General features: G+C 56.6%; 17 protein-coding genes. 5 read left to right on the top strand and 12 right to left on the bottom strand.

Going from position 1 to position 16,531, the window contains the following annotated elements:
- Positions 1-57: 57 nt before the first annotated feature.
- The 5 genes from EV681_RS20815 to EV681_RS20795 form a co-directional block, all read right to left on the bottom strand.
- The gene (locus EV681_RS20815) at positions 58-1,479 is read right to left on the bottom strand and encodes an efflux transporter outer membrane subunit (protein ID WP_130305244.1); all 1,422 of its coding nucleotides are present in this window, start codon (positions 1,477-1,479) and stop codon (positions 58-60) included.
- Between the two features lie 136 nt (positions 1,480-1,615).
- Positions 1,616-2,509: an efflux RND transporter periplasmic adaptor subunit gene (locus EV681_RS20810; RefSeq protein ID WP_128396420.1), complete on the bottom strand. Its 894-nt coding sequence runs from the start codon at positions 2,507-2,509 to the stop codon at positions 1,616-1,618.
- A gap of 3 nt (positions 2,510-2,512) precedes the next feature.
- Positions 2,513-2,734, bottom strand: a complete 222-nt coding sequence (locus tag EV681_RS20805; protein ID WP_128396419.1) for a DUF1656 domain-containing protein — start codon at positions 2,732-2,734, stop codon at positions 2,513-2,515.
- Positions 2,731-4,764 carry an FUSC family protein gene (locus EV681_RS20800; protein ID WP_128396418.1) on the bottom strand — a complete coding sequence of 678 codons (2,034 nt, stop codon included), beginning with the start codon at positions 4,762-4,764 and terminating at the stop codon, positions 2,731-2,733. The genes EV681_RS20805 and EV681_RS20800 overlap by 4 nt, the downstream gene beginning before the upstream one ends.
- A complete protein-coding gene (locus tag EV681_RS20795; protein WP_321196699.1) occupies positions 4,761-5,252 on the bottom strand; it encodes a MarR family winged helix-turn-helix transcriptional regulator in 492 nt (163 codons plus the stop codon). Before EV681_RS20795 ends, EV681_RS20800 begins: the two co-directional genes overlap by 4 nt.
- Before the next feature lie 360 nt (positions 5,253-5,612).
- On the opposite strand from EV681_RS20795, the gene EV681_RS20790 reads away from it, so the two are divergent.
- Both EV681_RS20790 and EV681_RS20785 read left to right on the top strand, forming a co-directional pair.
- A complete protein-coding gene (locus tag EV681_RS20790; protein ID WP_130305128.1) occupies positions 5,613-6,227 on the top strand; it encodes a nitroreductase family protein in 615 nt (204 codons plus the stop codon).
- Positions 6,228-6,258: 31 nt separating this feature from the next.
- The gene (locus EV681_RS20785; RefSeq protein ID WP_130305127.1) at positions 6,259-6,909 is read left to right on the top strand and encodes an NADPH-dependent FMN reductase; all 651 of its coding nucleotides are present in this window, start codon (positions 6,259-6,261) and stop codon (positions 6,907-6,909) included.
- Here EV681_RS20785 and EV681_RS20780 read toward each other — a convergent pair.
- The 3 genes from EV681_RS20780 to EV681_RS20770 form a co-directional block, all read right to left on the bottom strand.
- Entirely contained in the window at positions 6,899-7,474 is a 576-nt protein-coding gene (locus EV681_RS20780; protein WP_130305126.1) for a phosphonate degradation HD-domain oxygenase, read from the bottom strand. The genes EV681_RS20785 and EV681_RS20780 overlap by 11 nt on opposite strands.
- Positions 7,475-7,615: 141 nt before the next feature.
- Complete coding sequence (locus EV681_RS20775; protein WP_207227130.1) at positions 7,616-7,948, bottom strand: SMR family transporter; 333 nt, start codon at positions 7,946-7,948, stop codon at positions 7,616-7,618.
- A gap of 5 nt (positions 7,949-7,953) precedes the next feature.
- Complete coding sequence (locus EV681_RS20770; RefSeq protein WP_130305125.1) at positions 7,954-8,616, bottom strand: DsbA family protein; 663 nt, start codon at positions 8,614-8,616, stop codon at positions 7,954-7,956.
- A gap of 190 nt (positions 8,617-8,806) precedes the next feature.
- Here EV681_RS20770 and EV681_RS20765 point away from each other — a divergent pair, with 190 nt between their 5' ends.
- Positions 8,807-9,544, top strand: coding sequence for an aldolase (locus EV681_RS20765; protein ID WP_128396413.1), 738 nt, complete (start codon positions 8,807-8,809; stop codon positions 9,542-9,544).
- 110 nt (positions 9,545-9,654) lie between these two features.
- On the opposite strand, the gene EV681_RS20760 is transcribed toward EV681_RS20765, so the two are convergent.
- Positions 9,655-10,620 (bottom strand): alpha/beta hydrolase, encoded by a 966-nt coding sequence (locus EV681_RS20760; protein WP_130305124.1) that lies wholly within the window; start codon positions 10,618-10,620, stop codon positions 9,655-9,657.
- 52 nt (positions 10,621-10,672) lie between these two features.
- A complete protein-coding gene (locus tag EV681_RS20755; RefSeq protein WP_130305123.1) occupies positions 10,673-11,659 on the bottom strand; it encodes a Bug family tripartite tricarboxylate transporter substrate binding protein in 987 nt (328 codons plus the stop codon).
- Between the two features lie 196 nt (positions 11,660-11,855).
- Here EV681_RS20755 and EV681_RS20750 point away from each other — a divergent pair, with 196 nt between their 5' ends.
- Positions 11,856-12,809: a LysR substrate-binding domain-containing protein gene (locus EV681_RS20750; RefSeq protein WP_130305122.1), complete on the top strand. Its 954-nt coding sequence runs from the start codon at positions 11,856-11,858 to the stop codon at positions 12,807-12,809.
- A gap of 84 nt (positions 12,810-12,893) precedes the next feature.
- On the opposite strand, the gene EV681_RS20745 is transcribed toward EV681_RS20750, so the two are convergent.
- Positions 12,894-14,072, bottom strand: coding sequence for an MFS transporter (locus tag EV681_RS20745; RefSeq protein WP_128396409.1), 1,179 nt, complete (start codon positions 14,070-14,072; stop codon positions 12,894-12,896).
- A gap of 147 nt (positions 14,073-14,219) precedes the next feature.
- A complete protein-coding gene (locus tag EV681_RS20740; protein WP_165393163.1) occupies positions 14,220-15,128 on the bottom strand; it encodes a LysR family transcriptional regulator in 909 nt (302 codons plus the stop codon).
- Positions 15,129-15,283: 155 nt separating this feature from the next.
- Here EV681_RS20740 and EV681_RS20735 point away from each other — a divergent pair, with 155 nt between their 5' ends.
- On the top strand, positions 15,284-16,522 hold the full coding sequence (locus tag EV681_RS20735) for a GDSL-type esterase/lipase family protein (protein ID WP_242612342.1): 1,239 nt from the start codon (positions 15,284-15,286) through the stop codon (positions 16,520-16,522).
- Positions 16,523-16,531 lie beyond the last annotated feature (9 nt).

The following is a 16,531-nucleotide window of genomic DNA, read 5'->3' as shown; positions in this document are numbered from 1 at the left end:
TGCGTAATACAAGCGTGATGCAAACCCTATGCGCTGCCTAACAAGTACGCCTTTTGCTTATTCCCAGCCGCCGCCCAATGCCAGAAATACATCCACCTGCATATCGGCCAACTGCGCCAGTGATGTAGCCAGCGCGCTGTCGGCACTGGCCAGGGTGCGCTGCGCATCCAGCACCGGCAGGTAATCCGTTTTGCCTGCCTGGTACAAGACCGATGCCTGACTTGCCGCCTGTGCTGCTGTATTGCGTGCCGCTTTGAGCGTGGCGTGGCGTTCCAGTTGGCGGGCATAAGTGACCAGCGCACTCTCGGTTTCCTGCAAGGCATTGAGTACTGTCGCATCAAAATGGGCGTATTCGGCATCTGCCGTTGCCCTGGCCTGGGCGATCGCGGCCTGGGCTGCGCCGGTATTGGGCAGTGTCCAGGATATCAGCGGGCCGATACTCAGACTCGTGGTGCTTTTGTCACCGAGCATGCTCATGGGGCCGGCCGATGCGCTGGCCAGGCCCAGTGTGATGGTCGGATACAGCTGGCCGATGGCAACGCCGATTCTTGCGGTGGCAGCTGCCAGCTTGCGTTCGGCTGCCCGGATATCGGGTCGGCGGCGCAATAGCTGTTTGCCATTGCCAACCGGAATCGAGCCGGTAAACCGTGGCGGCGTGGCGCATTTCAATAGTGATGCCGGCATGGAGGACGGCGTCTGGCCAGTCAGGGTCGCCAACCGGAACAAGGCAACCTGTTGTTGCGCTTGCAGGGTCGGGATGCCGGCGCTCAACTGCTGAACCAGACCGCGTGCGCGGGTGACATCCAGTTGCGTTCCACGTCCTGCCTGCCACAATTGTCTTGCGATATCGCTCGATTCCTGTTGTATACGCACTGATTTTTTCGCCGAAGCCAGTTGCATGCCGGCAGCACAGATCGTGGCGTAGGCCCTGGCTGTTTCGGCAGCGACTGTCACGCGCGTGGCCTCGTAGGCTGCAGCTGCCGCTTGTGCATCCTGCTGCGAGGCTTCTATTGCACGATGAATTTGTCCGAACAGGTCTGCCTGATAGGCAATATTAAGGCCGCTGCTGTATGACCAGCGCTCGGGTGGCCGCAGGTCCGGCTGCAGTTGCTGCAGCCCGGAGCTGTGGCCATACTTGGCCGACGCACTGACGTCGATGACAGGCGATTGCTGCGCCTGGGCGCCAGCAACGGCGGCGCGCGCGCGGGTCAGATTTGCCTGGGCCGCACGCAGGTCGGCATTGGCTGTCAGGGCTTTGCCCACCAGTTGATCCAGGACCGGATCATGATTGAGTCGCCACCAGTGCGCAGGCAAGGGGGCATCAGAATAGACGCTTCCCGCACGCGCGCCAACAAATGCGCTCTGAGCAGAGGGGCGCTGTATGACGGCATTGTCCGGCGTCTTGTAGTCGGGGCCCACAACGGTACATCCGGTCACCAGCAGGGACAAAAAGGCGAGGGTTGATAAGCGGAAATTCATCATCAGATTTTCAAAAAAAAGGGTCTTGCGCGATGGGGTTGCGTTTGCGTCTGTGATTGCGTTCAAAGCAAGCGCAGGCGCATACGGTCAGCCTTGTCAGGGTTGTATTGCTTGTGATGGCGTTGCGCGAGATTGCTCATGGATGATCCCGGCTTGTTTGCTCGATATTTACGGTTGCCGTCTGCCCTGCGACCAGCAGCATGTCTGCATCCTTGTCGTCAATGGCAACGCGTACGGGTACGCGCTGCGCCAGCCGGATCCAGTTAAAGGTGGGGTTGACGTTGGGCAGCAGGTCGCTGCCGACGCTGCGTTCGCGATCGGCAATACCCAATGCAATGCTTTGCACATGTCCCTTGATGACGGTGCTGTTGCCCATCAACGTGATGGTGGCCGGATCATTGATATGAATGTTGCCTAGCTTGCCTTCCTCGAAATAGCCTTCTACATAGAACGATGCGCTGTCAATAAGAGCCAGTACCGGTTTGCCGACGTTGACGTAGTCGCCGACGCGCAAGCTCAGATTGGTGATCCGGCCATCGGTGACGGCATACACGCGGCTGCGAGACAGGTTCAGTTCAGCGCTGGCCAGTTGTACTTTTGCTTGTGCCAGCGCCGCCTGTGCCTGATGCAGATGCATGCGGCTTTGTTCAACCATTTCGGCGGCCACCAGTTTTCCCAGTGAACGGTTGCGTTTTACGTCACGCTGCGCCTGTTCCTGGGCAGCAGTATTGGCCTGGACCACTGCCTGAGCCTGATCGTAAGCCAGTCGATAGCGCGCACGGTCGATCTCGAAGAGTAAGTCTCCCGCCTTGACGTCCTGGTTGTCATGCACGGCCACATTCATGACCAGGCCCGAGACATCAGGAGCAACCTGAACAACGTTGGCCTTGACCCGGCCGTCGCGCGTCCACGGTTCCACCTCGTAGTGTAGCCAGAGCAGCCAGCCGGCCCAAACAGCCAGTGCCAGAACAAACATGGTAAGCAGGAACCGGCCGATGGCGGCCAGCGGTCGGGAAGTGGGTAATTTCATTTGTCAAACCATTAGCAATTTCAAAAGAGAAGGAAAAGTACGCTGTACTGCGAAAAGCAGCATTACGTACAGCCCCAGGTCAAACAGAGCGGGGTGCCACACCAGGCGATAAAACCCCAGGCGAGAGAGCAGTGTGCTTACTGCCTTGGCGATCACAAATGTGACAAGGGCCAGTACCAGCAGCCACGGTATATAAAGGCCCTGTACGTCAATTTCTCCGATCATGTTCTGGCCTCCTGGATATTTGCAGTGATTGGGTAAGGCGCCGTTTGTGGGAACAGGCCACGACGCAGCCCCACCATGGCAACAACGGCGCGGTGATGTGACGGGCCGATCGCCGGCGCCAGCAATACATTTGTCAGCGCATCGTCCAGTTGCTGCAGCAGTTCGTGATCCGGCGCTTGCCTTGGCTTGCGAAAAAAGGCAGCCAGGTTATCGAGCAACCGGCGTACCGATTGGCCGGCGCGCGGCAGAGATTGCAACGCGCTTTGTAGTACGGCAATATCATTGCCCACCCGCAAGGCCAGCAGTGGATCGGGTGTTTCCTGCTGTGCTGTACGATTCTCGGCAGGCAGGCGGGTTTGCAGCAGGCCAACGCGGTCGAGCATGCGCGAAGTCAGGTGTGGCGTGCTCAGCACCCGTCGTGTTGAGGCCAGAGTGGCCAGATCCTGCCGATTGGCGTTTTGAATGCGAATGACGGCGCGTTCGGCACTGATTGTGCGAAACAGGGTCGCAACCAGCGCGGCCACGGCAGTGCCAGCCAGTTGTCCGGTGATGCTGTTCAAATAGATATCCAGGGTTGCCTGGTTGACATCCATCAGTGCGAACGTTCCCAGTACGCCAAATAGCAAAGCCATTGCCTTGAGCGCGTAGGCAGGGCGTATGGCCAGCGCCGACAGTACGAAGACCACTGGAAAAATAACCATTGCCAGCATTTCAAATGTGTGCACGGATGGCAGTGCAACCAGCAGATAGAAAGCGGAAATGGGAATGGAGTAAATCGTATAGCGCAGGAACACACGCATGGGCGCAGCCGGATTATCCAGTGTCGAGAAAAAGCTGCTGAAAACGGCCGCCATCATGGCTGCGGTGCCACCCTGTGGCCATGCCGTGATAATCCAGAAGACACAGCAAATGCCAATGGCGATTGCGGCAGCCAGTGCCGATTGCAGCGCAATGCCGCGATCAATATGCAGGTCGGGTTTACGACGGTTGGCGCTGGCCTCGTCACTGGCGTTCTGAATGCCTGTGTCCAGATCATTTCGCATCTGAAGACATTTGGCGTAGGTGTTGACCAGTTCGTGCAGGCGTGTAGCCAGGCTGGCAGACAACAGCGTATGCCATTTCATATCGGGTTCAATAGCAGGCGTGATCGTGTCAATTGCGCTATGCATCGATTTGAGCTGTTCGGCGTTGGCCTGCTTGCCCGAGGCTATCCAGTCGCTGATGTGCTTCATTACCTCGTGCGTTGCAGGTGGTAATGGCCGTCCGGCCAGTTGTAATGCATTGATCCTGTCTTCCACAGAGGAAATGACCGGCGTCAGGCTGATGATTCGGTTCAGCAGCGCGCGCAACAGATGTGAAGACCAGCGGATATTACTGGTGTCGAACGGGATATGCGAAGCGGTCAGACGCAGTTGCGTAATGTCATTGGCCAGCTTGCGACGATTTTGCCGGTCTTCTTCGGGGGCGGCGCAACCCAGCGTAGATACAATCCAGGTGCGAGCATCTGCCAGGGTCTGGTCCAGTCCGCTCATTACCACGGGTGCAATACTGCGCGGTAGCACAAGCGTGTGAACCAGTGCGGCACACATGATACCCAGGCTGATCTCCTCAACGCGGGAAATGCCTTTGTCAAAGAGGCCTATCGGATCGTCGACCGCGGGGAATCCAATAAGTGCGGCAGTGTATCCGGCCAGCATGAACACATAGGAGCGGGGCGTGCGATCCAGCAGCGAAATATACAGACAGCCGCCTACCCACAATGACATGGCCAGAGTGGTGAGCAGCGGGCTTTGATTCAGGTTCGGAATAATGGCAATCGCAGCGGCCGAACCCAGTATCGTGCCAGCCAGTCTGTACAGGGCCTTGGAGCGGATGCTGCCCGCCCACGGCTGGGTCGTGACGACATAGGCGGTCATCATCGCCCAGAAAGGGTTGCGCAGGCCGATGCTGTATGAAATATAAAGCGCCAACATGGCGCTTATATAACATTTGAATGAAAACAGCGTCTCGTCGCGGGTAAACAGTTTCATTTGTGATTACCTGAGTGCTTACCGGAAGAGCGGCCAGTTGCACAGGTGCTATTCCTGATGGTATCGAGCACACGCAAAAAGGCATCGGCATCTTCTTTTGACACACCATTGAAGACCATGCGCCGAAAGCCAAGCAGGCGCTCATCAATTTCATTTGCAATACGTCTGCCCGCATCGGTCAGATACAGCGTTTTGCTGCGTCCGTCTTCTGGGTCGAGTTTGCGTACGGCCAGGCCGCTGGCCTCAAGCTGATCGAGCAGGCGAACCAGAGAGGGGGCTTCAATGCCAAGCTCTTCGGCGATATCCTTTTGCCTGACGCCTTCCCCTAGCCGTCGGATGGTCACAATCGGCCACGCTGTGGCCTGGGACATGCCAAGTTCGGCAAGCAATTGATCGGCCGCGCTGCGATAGGCGCGTGCCATATGCAGCAAGCCCTGGCTCATAGCCATGCGGGTGGCGTCTGACGGCTGATTGGATTTGGTAGTCATGGAAAATAGGAATTGAGGAAATGAGTTATGATGTTCAATTAGTTAGCTACCTAACTATTATAAGGAATCAAGCTGAAAGCAGACTGAAATCGTGCAGGCGACCTGTTTCTCGCACACGTTGTCCAGTTTTGGCAAGGCCCTTTGCAGGTCAATATCAGCGCAACGACTACATGCCCGGCCTCCGCGTTGTGCCGCTGATCCGCTCAGAAAGCGGCCATGCAGGCACTGGCCATTGTGCGCGCCCGTGACTGATCAACGTGCTTTACATACCGATACATGCTCCAGATGCGTCAGCGTTTCTGGGCCGGACTGCTTATTGCTACACTGAATCCATCTTTGGTACTTGACAGGAGTATTTGCATGGCGGTGATGACAACAGAACAGGAGCGCGACCTATTGTATTCATTGATTGCGCGTCGCCGCTCTGTCCGGCAGTTTACCGACGCGCCGATTGACGAACTCGCGCTCATGCGGATCCTGACCTGCGCACAGGGGATCAACAGCGTTGACGGCAAGCGGGGTGCGCCATCGGCTCATGCCTTGTATCCGCTAGGCTTGACGGTTCTGGTGCGCAGGGTACGGGCAGTAGAGGCGGGCAGCTATGTGTTTGACCCGCAACGCAACCGTCTTGACCGGCTGGCCCATGTGCCTGTTTCGGGCAGTTTGCTGTCGGTTTCCCTTGCCGATGATGAATGGCTCGAGACCGCGCCTGTTGTAATCGTCATTAGTGCAGACCATGACCTGGCATTGCGCCATTTTTCTGACCAGCAGCCCGATGGCTTGCGCGGTGCCCGCTATGTCGATGTAGAGACTGGCGCCGTGGCACAGAATCTTTATCTGGCAGCGCAGGCCGAAAATCTGGGCGGCGTGCTGGTGATGGGTATAGATGATGAGGCGCTAGCCAGGCAACTGACCTTGCCTGCTGCACACAAGCCGGTGGCGCTTTTTTGCCTGGGACAAGGTCAAGCGTCATAGCCAATCAAACTGACCGACAGCTGGTTTTGTTATGATAAATGTCATCGTGACATTCAGGGAATATGCAATGACGCCAATCGAGAGCGACAAACCGCTCAACGACAAGCCACGCATTCTGCTGCTCCCGGGCAGCACTCGACGACAGTCCTACAATACCCGTCTGGCCCGTCATATGGCGCGGGTGGTAGACCAGGCCGGGGGCGCTGCAACATTGATCAGTCTGGCTGACTACCCGATGGCCATCTATCATGGCGATGACGAAGCGCAGTTTGGTTTGCCTGAATCTGCGCGTCAACTGCGAGCGCTGTTCAAGTCGCATCATGGCGTGTTCTTCGCCTCTCCGGAAGAAAATTCCTCCATCTCGGCTTTGCTGAAAAATACGCTGGACTGGGTATCGCGCGCAGACGGCGACGAGCCTGGCAAATTGCCTTATATTGGCAAGGTCGCAGCCATTGGTGGCGCAACCACAGGCCCGTCCGGAACCAGGCTGGGTCTGCTGCATTTGCGCACGGTGTTGTCAGGATTGGGCATGTTGGTATTGCCGTCCGTCATGACCATCCCCTTTGCCGCCAACGCATTTGATGACGCTGGTCAATTGCAAAGCGAAGAGCAGCGGACGGCAGCAGAGGCACTAGCGCTGTCGCTGGTCAGGACGGCCAGCGCAGTGGGCGTTACGTCGTGAGGGAGATAGCATCAGGCTGGTACACCTTTTTCACGTAGCGCATGAAATGCGCAAGATCGGGCGTTGTGCGTTGCGGCACCTTGGCCAGATCGTCCCAGCGGCGCAGACGCAGCGCGTCCTGGGCGTGAGGGCGTTGCTGGAATTGTTCAACCTGGACCTGGCTGAACGGGCCGCCCTGCAAACCCAGGCTGTGCACTGAAGCGGGTGATAGCGTCCCGAAATAGTCTGGATCAATGGCGCACAGGCAGCGCTTGGCATCGACGTGCATCTTGACCGGTTCGATAACCGCGTCCGGAAATCCCGGCTGCAAAAAGGGTACGGCGGCCAATTGATGGCGATGGTCTACGCCCGGGAACGCATTATCACGTTCCTGATTGCGTGCTTCCAGAATGTGGCCCAGATCATGCAACAGGGCCGCAGCAACCAGCGAGTCCGGGGCATTCTCAGCCTCGGCAAGACAGGCCGCTTGCAGGGCATGTTCCAGTTGCGTGACCGCCTCGCCGTCGTACAAAGAGGCGCCATATTGCTCGTACAGCGATTGAATGTCTTCGGGAGTAAGTGGCATGAAGGTTCCTGTCGTCGGGTAAAGGCACCAGCATAATCCTCAAAAATGACAGTTGGTTGACCAGATGGCACAAATGATGCCGGAATGGATCATCGGTGCCGCTCAGTTCCAATAACTGTAGGAAAAACCCTCTTCACACCCTTAATGCGAGACGCTGCCGGAAAATACATTGATGACAATGACACCGGCAATGATCAGGCCGATGCCCAGCAGTGCTGCGCCATCAAGAGATTGCCCGAACCAGATCCAGCTGATCAGGGAGATGAGCACGATACCGACCCCCGACCATATTGCATACGCAATGCCGGTAGGCATCGTCCGTAAGCTGAGCGACAAAAAGTAAAACGCAGCGGCGTATCCCACAATGGTGATGATTGAAGGAACAAGCCGTGTGAAGCTCTCGGACGATTTAAGAAAGGAGGTGGCAATCACTTCCATGACGATCGCGCCGGCCAGATATAAATAGGTAGAAATCATGGTCAAGCGCGCTCACCTTGATCAAGGCCGATTTTGTCTTCGACCAGTGCAGTAAACCCGGCCGCGTCGCCATAGTAGCGCTCGTGCTGCAGTTTTTCCAGGACATCGTCTTTTTGAATTACAAAGGCCGGGAAGCCTTGTGCGCCGGCATAATGCATCAGCGTGAGCGTGCTGTCCAGATGCGCCTGGATATTGTCATTCAGTATGTCGTGATAAGTCCTGATAAATAACGCGCGGTCAATCTGCAGCGACTGCGCCAGATCTGCCAGCACATCTTCCTGGACGACGGCGCGGCCTTCACGATAGTGTGCATGTTGGATGGCCTGCAACATGGCCGGTTCACTGCCCGCAGAGATTGCGCCTGCCGCCAGGATGGCCGCGATGGGCGGCAGCGAGTCATAAACGGTATCGTCGCGGGCGAGCAATCCGTTCAGATAGGGCTGGCCAAAAATCTGGCCGGTCATGCTTCCGATACGCGCGTCGGCCTGGCCGATCTGTGCCCGTTTGCTTTGTGGCAGCGTCATGCGCTGGAACAGCCCGCCTGCATGCATTTCAAATGCAATCTGCTCGCGCAGGGGAGAAGCAAGAACGCGTTCAAGCAGGGGCTCGGCGGCATAACACCAGCCGCAAAGGGGATCATATATATAGTGCAGTGTGATTTTCATGGCGAGACCCTGTGAGTATGTGGCAAATCGCTGAGCAGATCGAAATTAACACAAATGAGCCAATTGGCACTAGACTAAGCATACGGTCCTCGCGCCTGGTTAATGTGGGCGATACTGCGTGAATGATTGTATTTCATTCGCAGGCGGGGTATTTGACGTTTGGCAAAATAACATCATCAGGGAGAGCGGGATGGACACCATCCAGAATCAATATGAAGCCGTATATCACTCGGAGGAGACAACCCGGTTGCGCCAGGACCTGGCGCTGGCCTTGCGGGCGGCTGCCTTTCATGACCTTTCGGAGGGCGTGTGCAATCACTTTAGCGCCGAGGTGCCCGCCTGTGCCGACTGGTTTCTGCTAAATCCGCGCGGCTTCCAGTGGTCCGAGATACAGGCCGAGGATATAGTCATGGTTGATGCCGATGGCAACAAATTGTGGGGCAAACATGAAATTGAACCCACTGCATTGTTTATTCACGCTGCCGTACATCGGATTGCGCGCAAAAAATGCGTGCTGCATACGCATATGCCTTATGCGACCGCACTAACATTGACCGAGAATGGCGGGCTGGATCCGCTGCTATCGCAAAATGCCATGCGGTTCTACAACCGTATCGCTGTGGATCGTACCTATAACGGTCTGGCGCTGGATCACGCAGAGGGCGAGCGCATTGCACATGCCATGAATGGCGCCGATGTTGCGTTTTTGACAAATCATGGACCGATAGTCTGTGGCGAAAGCGTCGCTTATGCGTACGATGATTTGTACTATCTGGAGCGTGCTGCGCGCGTGGAAGTGCTGGCGCATTCATCGGGCTTGCCGTTAAAGCAGGTGGAGGAACACAAGGCAGCACTGGCGGCCAGCCAGATACAGCAGGAACGGCTGCAGTCTACGCTGTTCTTTGAATCGCTGCGCCGCTTGCTCTAAACGCCTGCGGCCGAAGGCACCCGTCAGCAGGCCGACAGACAATGCCATGCATATTTGTTCGGCCTGAACACGACGCAGCAAGAGCAGACGCCGCCCGCCACCGGGCGGTTTTATTTGCTGATCCGCCGGCCCAGCCAGCCGTGGACAAGTTGTGCGATGTCCTGATTGTTGTAATCCATCATCATGACATGTGAATTGCCCCTGATCCCGATCTCGGGCAAGGACAGCACCGTTGTGCCGGGGACGGCACTGCAAAATGTCAGGATTTTTTCCTTGAGCCGCTGCCATCTGCTGTCGGTATCCATGTTGTCGCCAAGCACCATCAACGTGGGCGTGCGGTAGTCTGCGCGTGTGATATCGGGTATGCCGGCCGGCTCGATGGCCACCAATGTCCGGACCAGGTCCGGATGCCTGGCGGCAAGTTGCAAGGCAAGCGGCCCGGCCTGGGAGTGGCACACAATGCTGGCGGCCCCAAGCTGATGCAGCAGTGCTTCAAAGGCAGACAGGATGGCTTCGTTGGTATGGGTCCAGCGCGGGACCATCTGTTTTGCAAACTGGTCAAAGGCGTGCAGTGGAAAGCGTGTATTGGGGTAAGCCGTTCGTCGTGTCGGATCGCGATCATAACTGTCGGCCCGATCTCCGATACGGAACCTGCTGTAGACGTCATTGACTGTCTGGCAGACCGGCTTGTCAGGCCAAATTTGCGGCCAGGGGGCAAACCCCGAGCGGCCGCGCTCCACGGCATCGCACACATAAACATCCCAACCATGGCGAATGAAATAATTCACCCAGCCCTGGCGCCCATCCGGCGTGGTTTCCCACGCCGCACCGGTCATGCCGCCGCCATGCCAGAATACTAGCGGGCCCTTGCCGTTGGGCTTCTCAGCAAGAAAGTACTGCACGTACATTTGTTCAATCGCATACGTACCATTCAGATTGATGCGGACCGGTTCGCCGCCAGCGCTCATGACGCGTTCATATTCCGGCTGATCGTGCAGTTGCACAGCGCGCCCGCCTATATGAAACGAACCCATATCTCTGAGGCCGATTGCGGTGTTTTGCGACTCTTGGCTCATGTATCTCTCTTTGTCATGCTCATGGGCACCTTGCATTTGGATAGCGGCAGGCCTATTTGGCCGTGATATTGTTTTCTTTGATCAGCGTGGCAATCTTGCTGGTTTCAGATGTGATGAAGTCGGCAAGGGCCTGCGAAGTTCCGCCGGCAATATCGACACCCAGGTCGGTGAATTTCTTCTGGATTTCAGAATCTTTGAATGCGGCATTGAAGGCGGCATTCAACTTGCTTATGTTTTCCGGTGGCGTGCCGGCAGGCGCGAGCAGGCCAAACCAGGGCGTAATCAGCATATTTGGATAACCCGCCTGGGCAAAGGTAGGCACGTCGGGAATCGCAGCAGAGCGTTCCTTGCTGGCCACCGCAAGCGCATTCAGGCGGCCCGCCTTGATGCTTGCCAGTGAGGCAGGCAGGTTGTCGAAGTACATGTCGACCTGGCCGCCCAACAGGTCGCCGGCGACCTGACCGGCTCCCTTATAGGGGATGTGCGCGATCTGGATACCGGCCTCGCGCTTGAGCATCTCAATGCCAATATGGGCAGAGCCGCCAATGCCCGATGATGCTGCATTGATTTTTCCGGGATGCGCCTTGGCATAGCTGACGAAATCCTGCACGGTTTTTGCGGGTATGTTTTTCGGATTGGTTACCAGCACGCTGGGAACGGTGCCGACCATAACGACGGGCGCAAATTGCGTTTCGATATTATAAGGCGCCGGTTTATACAGAGAGGGTGCAACCGCACAGCCATAGGCGCACATCACAAGTGTGTATCCGTCGTTTTTTGATCGGGCCGCTGCCTGTATACCTATAGATCCGCCGGCGCCTGCCTTATTTTCCACGACAATGGTCTGTTTTAGTTGTGCTGACGCTTTCTCGCCCATGATGCGGGCAAGAATGTCGGGCGTACCTCCCGCAGGGAAGGGGACGATGATGGTAATGGTGCGCTCAGGAAATGATTCAGCCCTGGCCTGATTGACGGCAAGCGCCGAGGCAACAAGTGCAGTTGCAATTGTGATGGCATTTTTGCCTGTAATGGGTCTCATGTCTGGTTCCTTTGTGATCGTTCAAATTGGACAGCAGATGCCCCTGTTGCGGGGCTCGGAGGCGAACGGGGCCGCAAGCGGCCTAGTCAGGCTGATGCATCGGGCAGTGTTCAGGGCTTATTGCCGGAATCATTCTAACAATCCCGGTATTATTTATATAATGATTTATTATCATGATTTACATATCAAAAACGATATGGATAATTACCCATCACATCTGAAAAATCCGTTCCCGGCTTTGCGTCGCCTCAATTTGAGCCTTTTGCTCACATTCGATTCGCTGATGCAGACACTGAGCGTGACCGAGTCGGCGCTCAGACTACACAAAAGCCAGCCCGCCGTCAGTCGCGAATTGGCCCGCTTGCGCGCGCTGCTGGATGACCCGCTGTTCGTGGTGGTAAAAAAACGGCTGGTCCCGACCGAGCGCGCAATCGATCTGTATCGTGTATCACATCAGGCCCTGACCGCACTGGAAATCGCCGCAGGCAGCGGGCAGCCGTTTAGCCCGGCGTCTCTTACCGGTGTGATCAGTGTTGGCGCTGCTGCCCATATTGAGTTACTGCTGGCCGCCCCATTGACCCTGGCCCTGCAGAAGGCAGCGCCGGGCCTCACGGTCCGCTTTCAGCCCGTACACGGCGATTTTGTGCCAGACGATCTGGATTCAGACAGCATGGATCTGGCGATCGGATTGTTCCAGACGCCGGGTGCCCGGTTTCGACACAAAACGCTATTTGAGGATGAGCGGGTTTGTGTGGTCTCGTCAGCCCACCCACTGGCCCTGCGTGACCAATTGACCTTGGCCGATCTTGCGCAAGTCAAATGGCTGGCGTTCTCCCATATGTATGGCAGGCAGACAAACTTTACCCGGGCGCTCAACGATATTGACTGTGAGATGCCCTTTACTGCCTATGTATCAAATTTCGGGCTGGCCCCACATTTTTTGCTGGAAACAGACTATGCGACTACCATGCCAAAGCGCATCGCCAGCAAGTATCAGCAATATTACGATCTGACGCAAATTCGCCTGCCCGAGATCCTCAGGCAGGCGAACATGGTGATGGTATGGAGCGAGAAGAACGAGCATTCGCAATTGAATCGATGGCTGCGAGAGACAACGGAGCACATCATTGCAGGGTTGTCCGACACTTGAAAAATGCAACGGGATGCAGCTTGCCTGCGGCTGTAAGGATGATCGGTCGTCGCCGATTGGTCATCCCTCAGTAGCCGAGACTGTTCAGCTGGCGCAGGCAACCGGTATGGCCGGCGCTCTTTCCCTGCGTATGGCGACCACTGCAATCAGCAGGCTGGCGATCGGCATCAATGCCGCCACATAGGGAATCCATGGCAGGCCCCCGTCCTGGGCAATGACCATGCCGCCGGCCCATGCGCCCAGCGCATTGCCCAGGTTGAAGGCGGCAATGTTCAGGCTGGAGACCAGACTCTGGTCGGCATTGGTAATTTTTCCCAATACCCACATTTGCAATGGTGCAACGGTGCTGAAAGCCGCTACCCCAAACAGCCCGACTGCAATCACGGCAGCAATCTGATTCTGGAAGGCCCAGGGCATGAGCAGGAGCACCGTAGACAGGGCAAGCAGGCTCACGATCACGGTGGTTTTGAGATACTTGTCTGCAAATCTGCCGCCCAGCAGATTGCCTATGACCAGCCCGACGCCAAACACAACGAGAATAGGCGAGAGTGCTGTTTTATCAAAGCCGCTGATTTGCGTGAGCAATGGGGCGATATACGTAAACACGGCAAACACACCGGCAAATCCAAACACGGTTGTCATCAAGCCCGCAATCACGCCGCCATTGGCCAGGCTGCGCACGCTGGCGCGCCAGTTGTGATCGGAGCCCTGCGCCCGGGTACCGGCCGGAACAAAATGACGAATGACAAAGAATGACAGAATGCCAATGAGTGTGACGGCCCAGAACGTGGCGCGCCATCCATACATCTGACCCAGAAACGTGCCGAACGGCACACCCAGAATATTGGCGGCAGTCAACCCGGTAAACATGACAGCGATGGCCGAGGCCTGTTTGTCCTTGGCTACCAGTCGGGTTGCGACAACCGAGCCGACGCCGAAAAACGTGCCATGGGCAAAGGAAGTGAGCACCCGGGCGAACAACAGGAACCAGTAATTGGGTGCAAGGGCACAGGCCGCGTTACCCAGAATGAAAATGACCATCAGAACCAGCAATGTGGTTTTGTGGGGCAGTCGTCCCGTGGCGATGGTAAAGATGGGCGCACCCACTACAACACCAAGCGCGTAGCCTGATATCAAAGTGCCGGCAGTCTGGACAGGGATCATCAGGTCGTTGCCTACTTCAAGCAACAAGCCCATGATCACAAACTCGGTTACGCCGATTCCAAAAGCGCCGGCCATTAATGCATAAACAGCAATAGGCATGATAATTTCCGATAGGTAGATGAAAGCAGGCTTATTATTGCCTGCCCGAACCTGGGGAAACAGCCTGTCTGCGGCAAATGATTTGTGCGCAGAATTCACGAATTGCCGGTTTGGCTATGGCAGCGCGCGGCAGGGATGTTGCTGCCTCTAGCGCAGAACGGTATGTTCGCTCAGAAAGTCCAGAAAAACGGCGACCCGGCGTGGCATCAGGTCGCGCTTACCCATGAAGACCGCGTAGAACGACTCCAGCTCCTGGCTGTTGTACTGATCCAGCACCTGGACCAGGGCACCACTTTGCAACTCTTTGTCTACCATGAACCGGGTCAGCCGCGCCAACCCCGCCCCTTGCATGGCCAGATGCTTAAGTGAGATTCCGTTGTTGACCTTGATTTGCGCATCTATGCTGACCTGCAGCGCCTGGCCGTCTTTTTCCATGCGCCATCCGCGAAACGAACGCGACAGGTTTAAATCGAGCTTGTGATATCGGGTCAAGTCTTCGGGTTGCTGTGGCGTGCCATGCTGTTGCAGATAGGCGGGAGCTGCAACGATAACCCGGGGCGATTGCCCCAGTTTGCGTGCGTAAAGATCGGAGTCCTTCAACTGGCCGGCGCGAATGGCAACGTCCACGCGCGCGTCGTACATATCGACTATGTCGTCTGTCAGATCAATATTCAGCGTGATGTCTGGAAATTGCGTTTGAAATAAAGGCACCAGCGGCAACAGGATTATTTCACCGAAAGGCACGTTGGTGTTGATGCGCAGCGGACCCGAGGGCAGGGCATCCTGCGTCATGCCCGCTTCAATGTCATCCAGCTCCGAGAGCAGGCACTTGCTGCGGTAAAAAAATGATTCGCCGGCAGGCGTAAGCGATAGCTTGCGCGTGGAACGGTTCAGCAGCGTCACCCGCAGACGCGCCTCCAGCCTGGCAACCGCCTTGGATACCGCCGAAGGGCTCATGCAGAAGTGGCGGGCGGCCAGCGAGAAACTGCCCGACTCGATGGTGGCCACAAACAATTCCATTTCGACAAGCTTGTTGCCCTTGGGTGCAGATGACATATGAATTTGATTCACAAATGTTGTGATTGCTGGTGTCTGGATTGTAAAGCATCGCCGCCGCATACTGCATGCAGGCAAGAAATCACGGTTGTCAAAGCAACGTTACCTATTGCACCTTACCCATTGCACTCATCGTTTATACACAGGAGATATCTTTGAAATCAACACGCTATATACTGCTGGCGGGCTTTTTGAGCATGATTGCCTTTACCGCCCAGGCCCAGCAATGGGTAGCAAGCTGGCAGGCGAGCCCGCAACCGGTCTGGGCAAAGGATTTTGCTTTTCCCACCGGCATCCCGCAAGCGATACAGGATGCGACATTTACCCACAACGTGATGATCAGTCGTGGTGGCAAGCGCCTGCGTCTGGTGATCTCCAATCGCTACGGTACGGCACCGCTGGTCGTGGAGCAGACCACGGTCAGGCGCAAGATCGGGAGCGCCGGATTGACCGATGCCCCCAAAACGGCCACTTTCAGCGGCGGGGCCGCAGTAACCATTGCCCCGGGCCAGCAGGCTATATCTGATCCGCTGGATATGCCGGTAGCGGATCTGCAGCAGCTGCAAATCGCCCACTATGTGAAAGCGAAAACGGCATTGGAGACTTTTCACTGGGATGGTCGCCAGCAGGCTGTGTTTCGCAAGGGGAACCAGACGCAAAGCCCGCTCTCGGTTGCAGATCAGGTCCTGCACCACACGCAGGCCCGGGTTTTTCTGACCCGCATCGACACTGAAAATGCATCGCCGGCCTGTGCCGTGGCTGTGCTGGGCGACTCCATTACGGATGGCAACGGTGTGCCGATCGACTCCAACACGCGTGTGACCGACTATATGGCCGACACGTTGCGTTCTGCCGGGATCGGCGTGATCAATGCCGGCATTTCGGGCGCACGTCTGCTTGGCGACAAAATGGGAGAGCATGCAATGGCGCGTATTTCACACGACGTTTTTGATGCGCCGGGCGTGACCACACTGGTGCTCTTTATTGGCATTAATGACATCAGCTGGCCCGGGACCGCTTTTGCGCCGACCCAGCATATGCCTGCTTTAAGCTCATTGCAGGCGGGATATCGCAAGTTGGCGGCGCTCGCCAAAAGCAAGGGGTTGCGCGTTATTGGTGTGACGCTTGCCCCGTTTCGCGGTGCATTGGCCGGCACGCCGCTGGACAATTACTACAGTGACCAAAAGAACCGACTGCGCCTGGCCGTTAACGCATGGATACGTGATGTCGGTGTTTTTGATGCGGTAGTCGATGCCGACCAGTTGCTGCAGGATCGGCACGAGGCCACAAAACTGGACGCGCGCTACGACTCGGGCGACCATCTGCATCCCGGGCCTGCCGGCAATGCGGTGCTGGCGCAGGCTATTGCGGGGCAGGTTCGATCCTGTCGATAGTCAGATGCC

The organism is Advenella incenata (assembly GCF_004217095.1).
GTDB lineage: Bacteria > Pseudomonadota > Gammaproteobacteria > Burkholderiales > Burkholderiaceae_B > Advenella > Advenella incenata.
Note: the sequence above shows the minus strand (reverse complement) of the source record. Positions and strands in the feature narration are given on the sequence as shown.

Coding starts and splice junctions, on each gene's coding strand:
- EV681_RS20755 (WP_130305123.1), bottom strand. CDS start 11,659: ATGAGACCCATTACAGGCAAAAATGCCATCACAATTGCAACTGCACTT.
- EV681_RS20785 (WP_130305127.1), top strand. CDS start 6,259: ATGATAAATGTCATCGTGACATTCAGGGAATATGCAATGACGCCAATC.
- EV681_RS20790 (WP_130305128.1), top strand. CDS start 5,613: ATGGCGGTGATGACAACAGAACAGGAGCGCGACCTATTGTATTCATTG.
- EV681_RS20810 (WP_128396420.1), bottom strand. CDS start 2,509: ATGAAATTACCCACTTCCCGACCGCTGGCCGCCATCGGCCGGTTCCTG.
- EV681_RS20750 (WP_130305122.1), top strand. CDS start 11,856: ATGGATAATTACCCATCACATCTGAAAAATCCGTTCCCGGCTTTGCGT.
- EV681_RS20780 (WP_130305126.1), bottom strand. CDS start 7,474: ATGCCACTTACTCCCGAAGACATTCAATCGCTGTACGAGCAATATGGC.
- EV681_RS20815 (WP_130305244.1), bottom strand. CDS start 1,479: ATGAATTTCCGCTTATCAACCCTCGCCTTTTTGTCCCTGCTGGTGACC.
- EV681_RS20795 (WP_321196699.1), bottom strand. CDS start 5,252: ATGACTACCAAATCCAATCAGCCGTCAGACGCCACCCGCATGGCTATG.
- EV681_RS20765 (WP_128396413.1), top strand. CDS start 8,807: ATGGACACCATCCAGAATCAATATGAAGCCGTATATCACTCGGAGGAG.
- EV681_RS20770 (WP_130305125.1), bottom strand. CDS start 8,616: ATGAAAATCACACTGCACTATATATATGATCCCCTTTGCGGCTGGTGT.
- EV681_RS20740 (WP_165393163.1), bottom strand. CDS start 15,128: ATGTCATCTGCACCCAAGGGCAACAAGCTTGTCGAAATGGAATTGTTT.
- EV681_RS20800 (WP_128396418.1), bottom strand. CDS start 4,764: ATGAAACTGTTTACCCGCGACGAGACGCTGTTTTCATTCAAATGTTAT.
- EV681_RS20745 (WP_128396409.1), bottom strand. CDS start 14,072: ATGCCTATTGCTGTTTATGCATTAATGGCCGGCGCTTTTGGAATCGGC.
- EV681_RS20760 (WP_130305124.1), bottom strand. CDS start 10,620: ATGAGCCAAGAGTCGCAAAACACCGCAATCGGCCTCAGAGATATGGGT.
- EV681_RS20805 (WP_128396419.1), bottom strand. CDS start 2,734: ATGATCGGAGAAATTGACGTACAGGGCCTTTATATACCGTGGCTGCTG.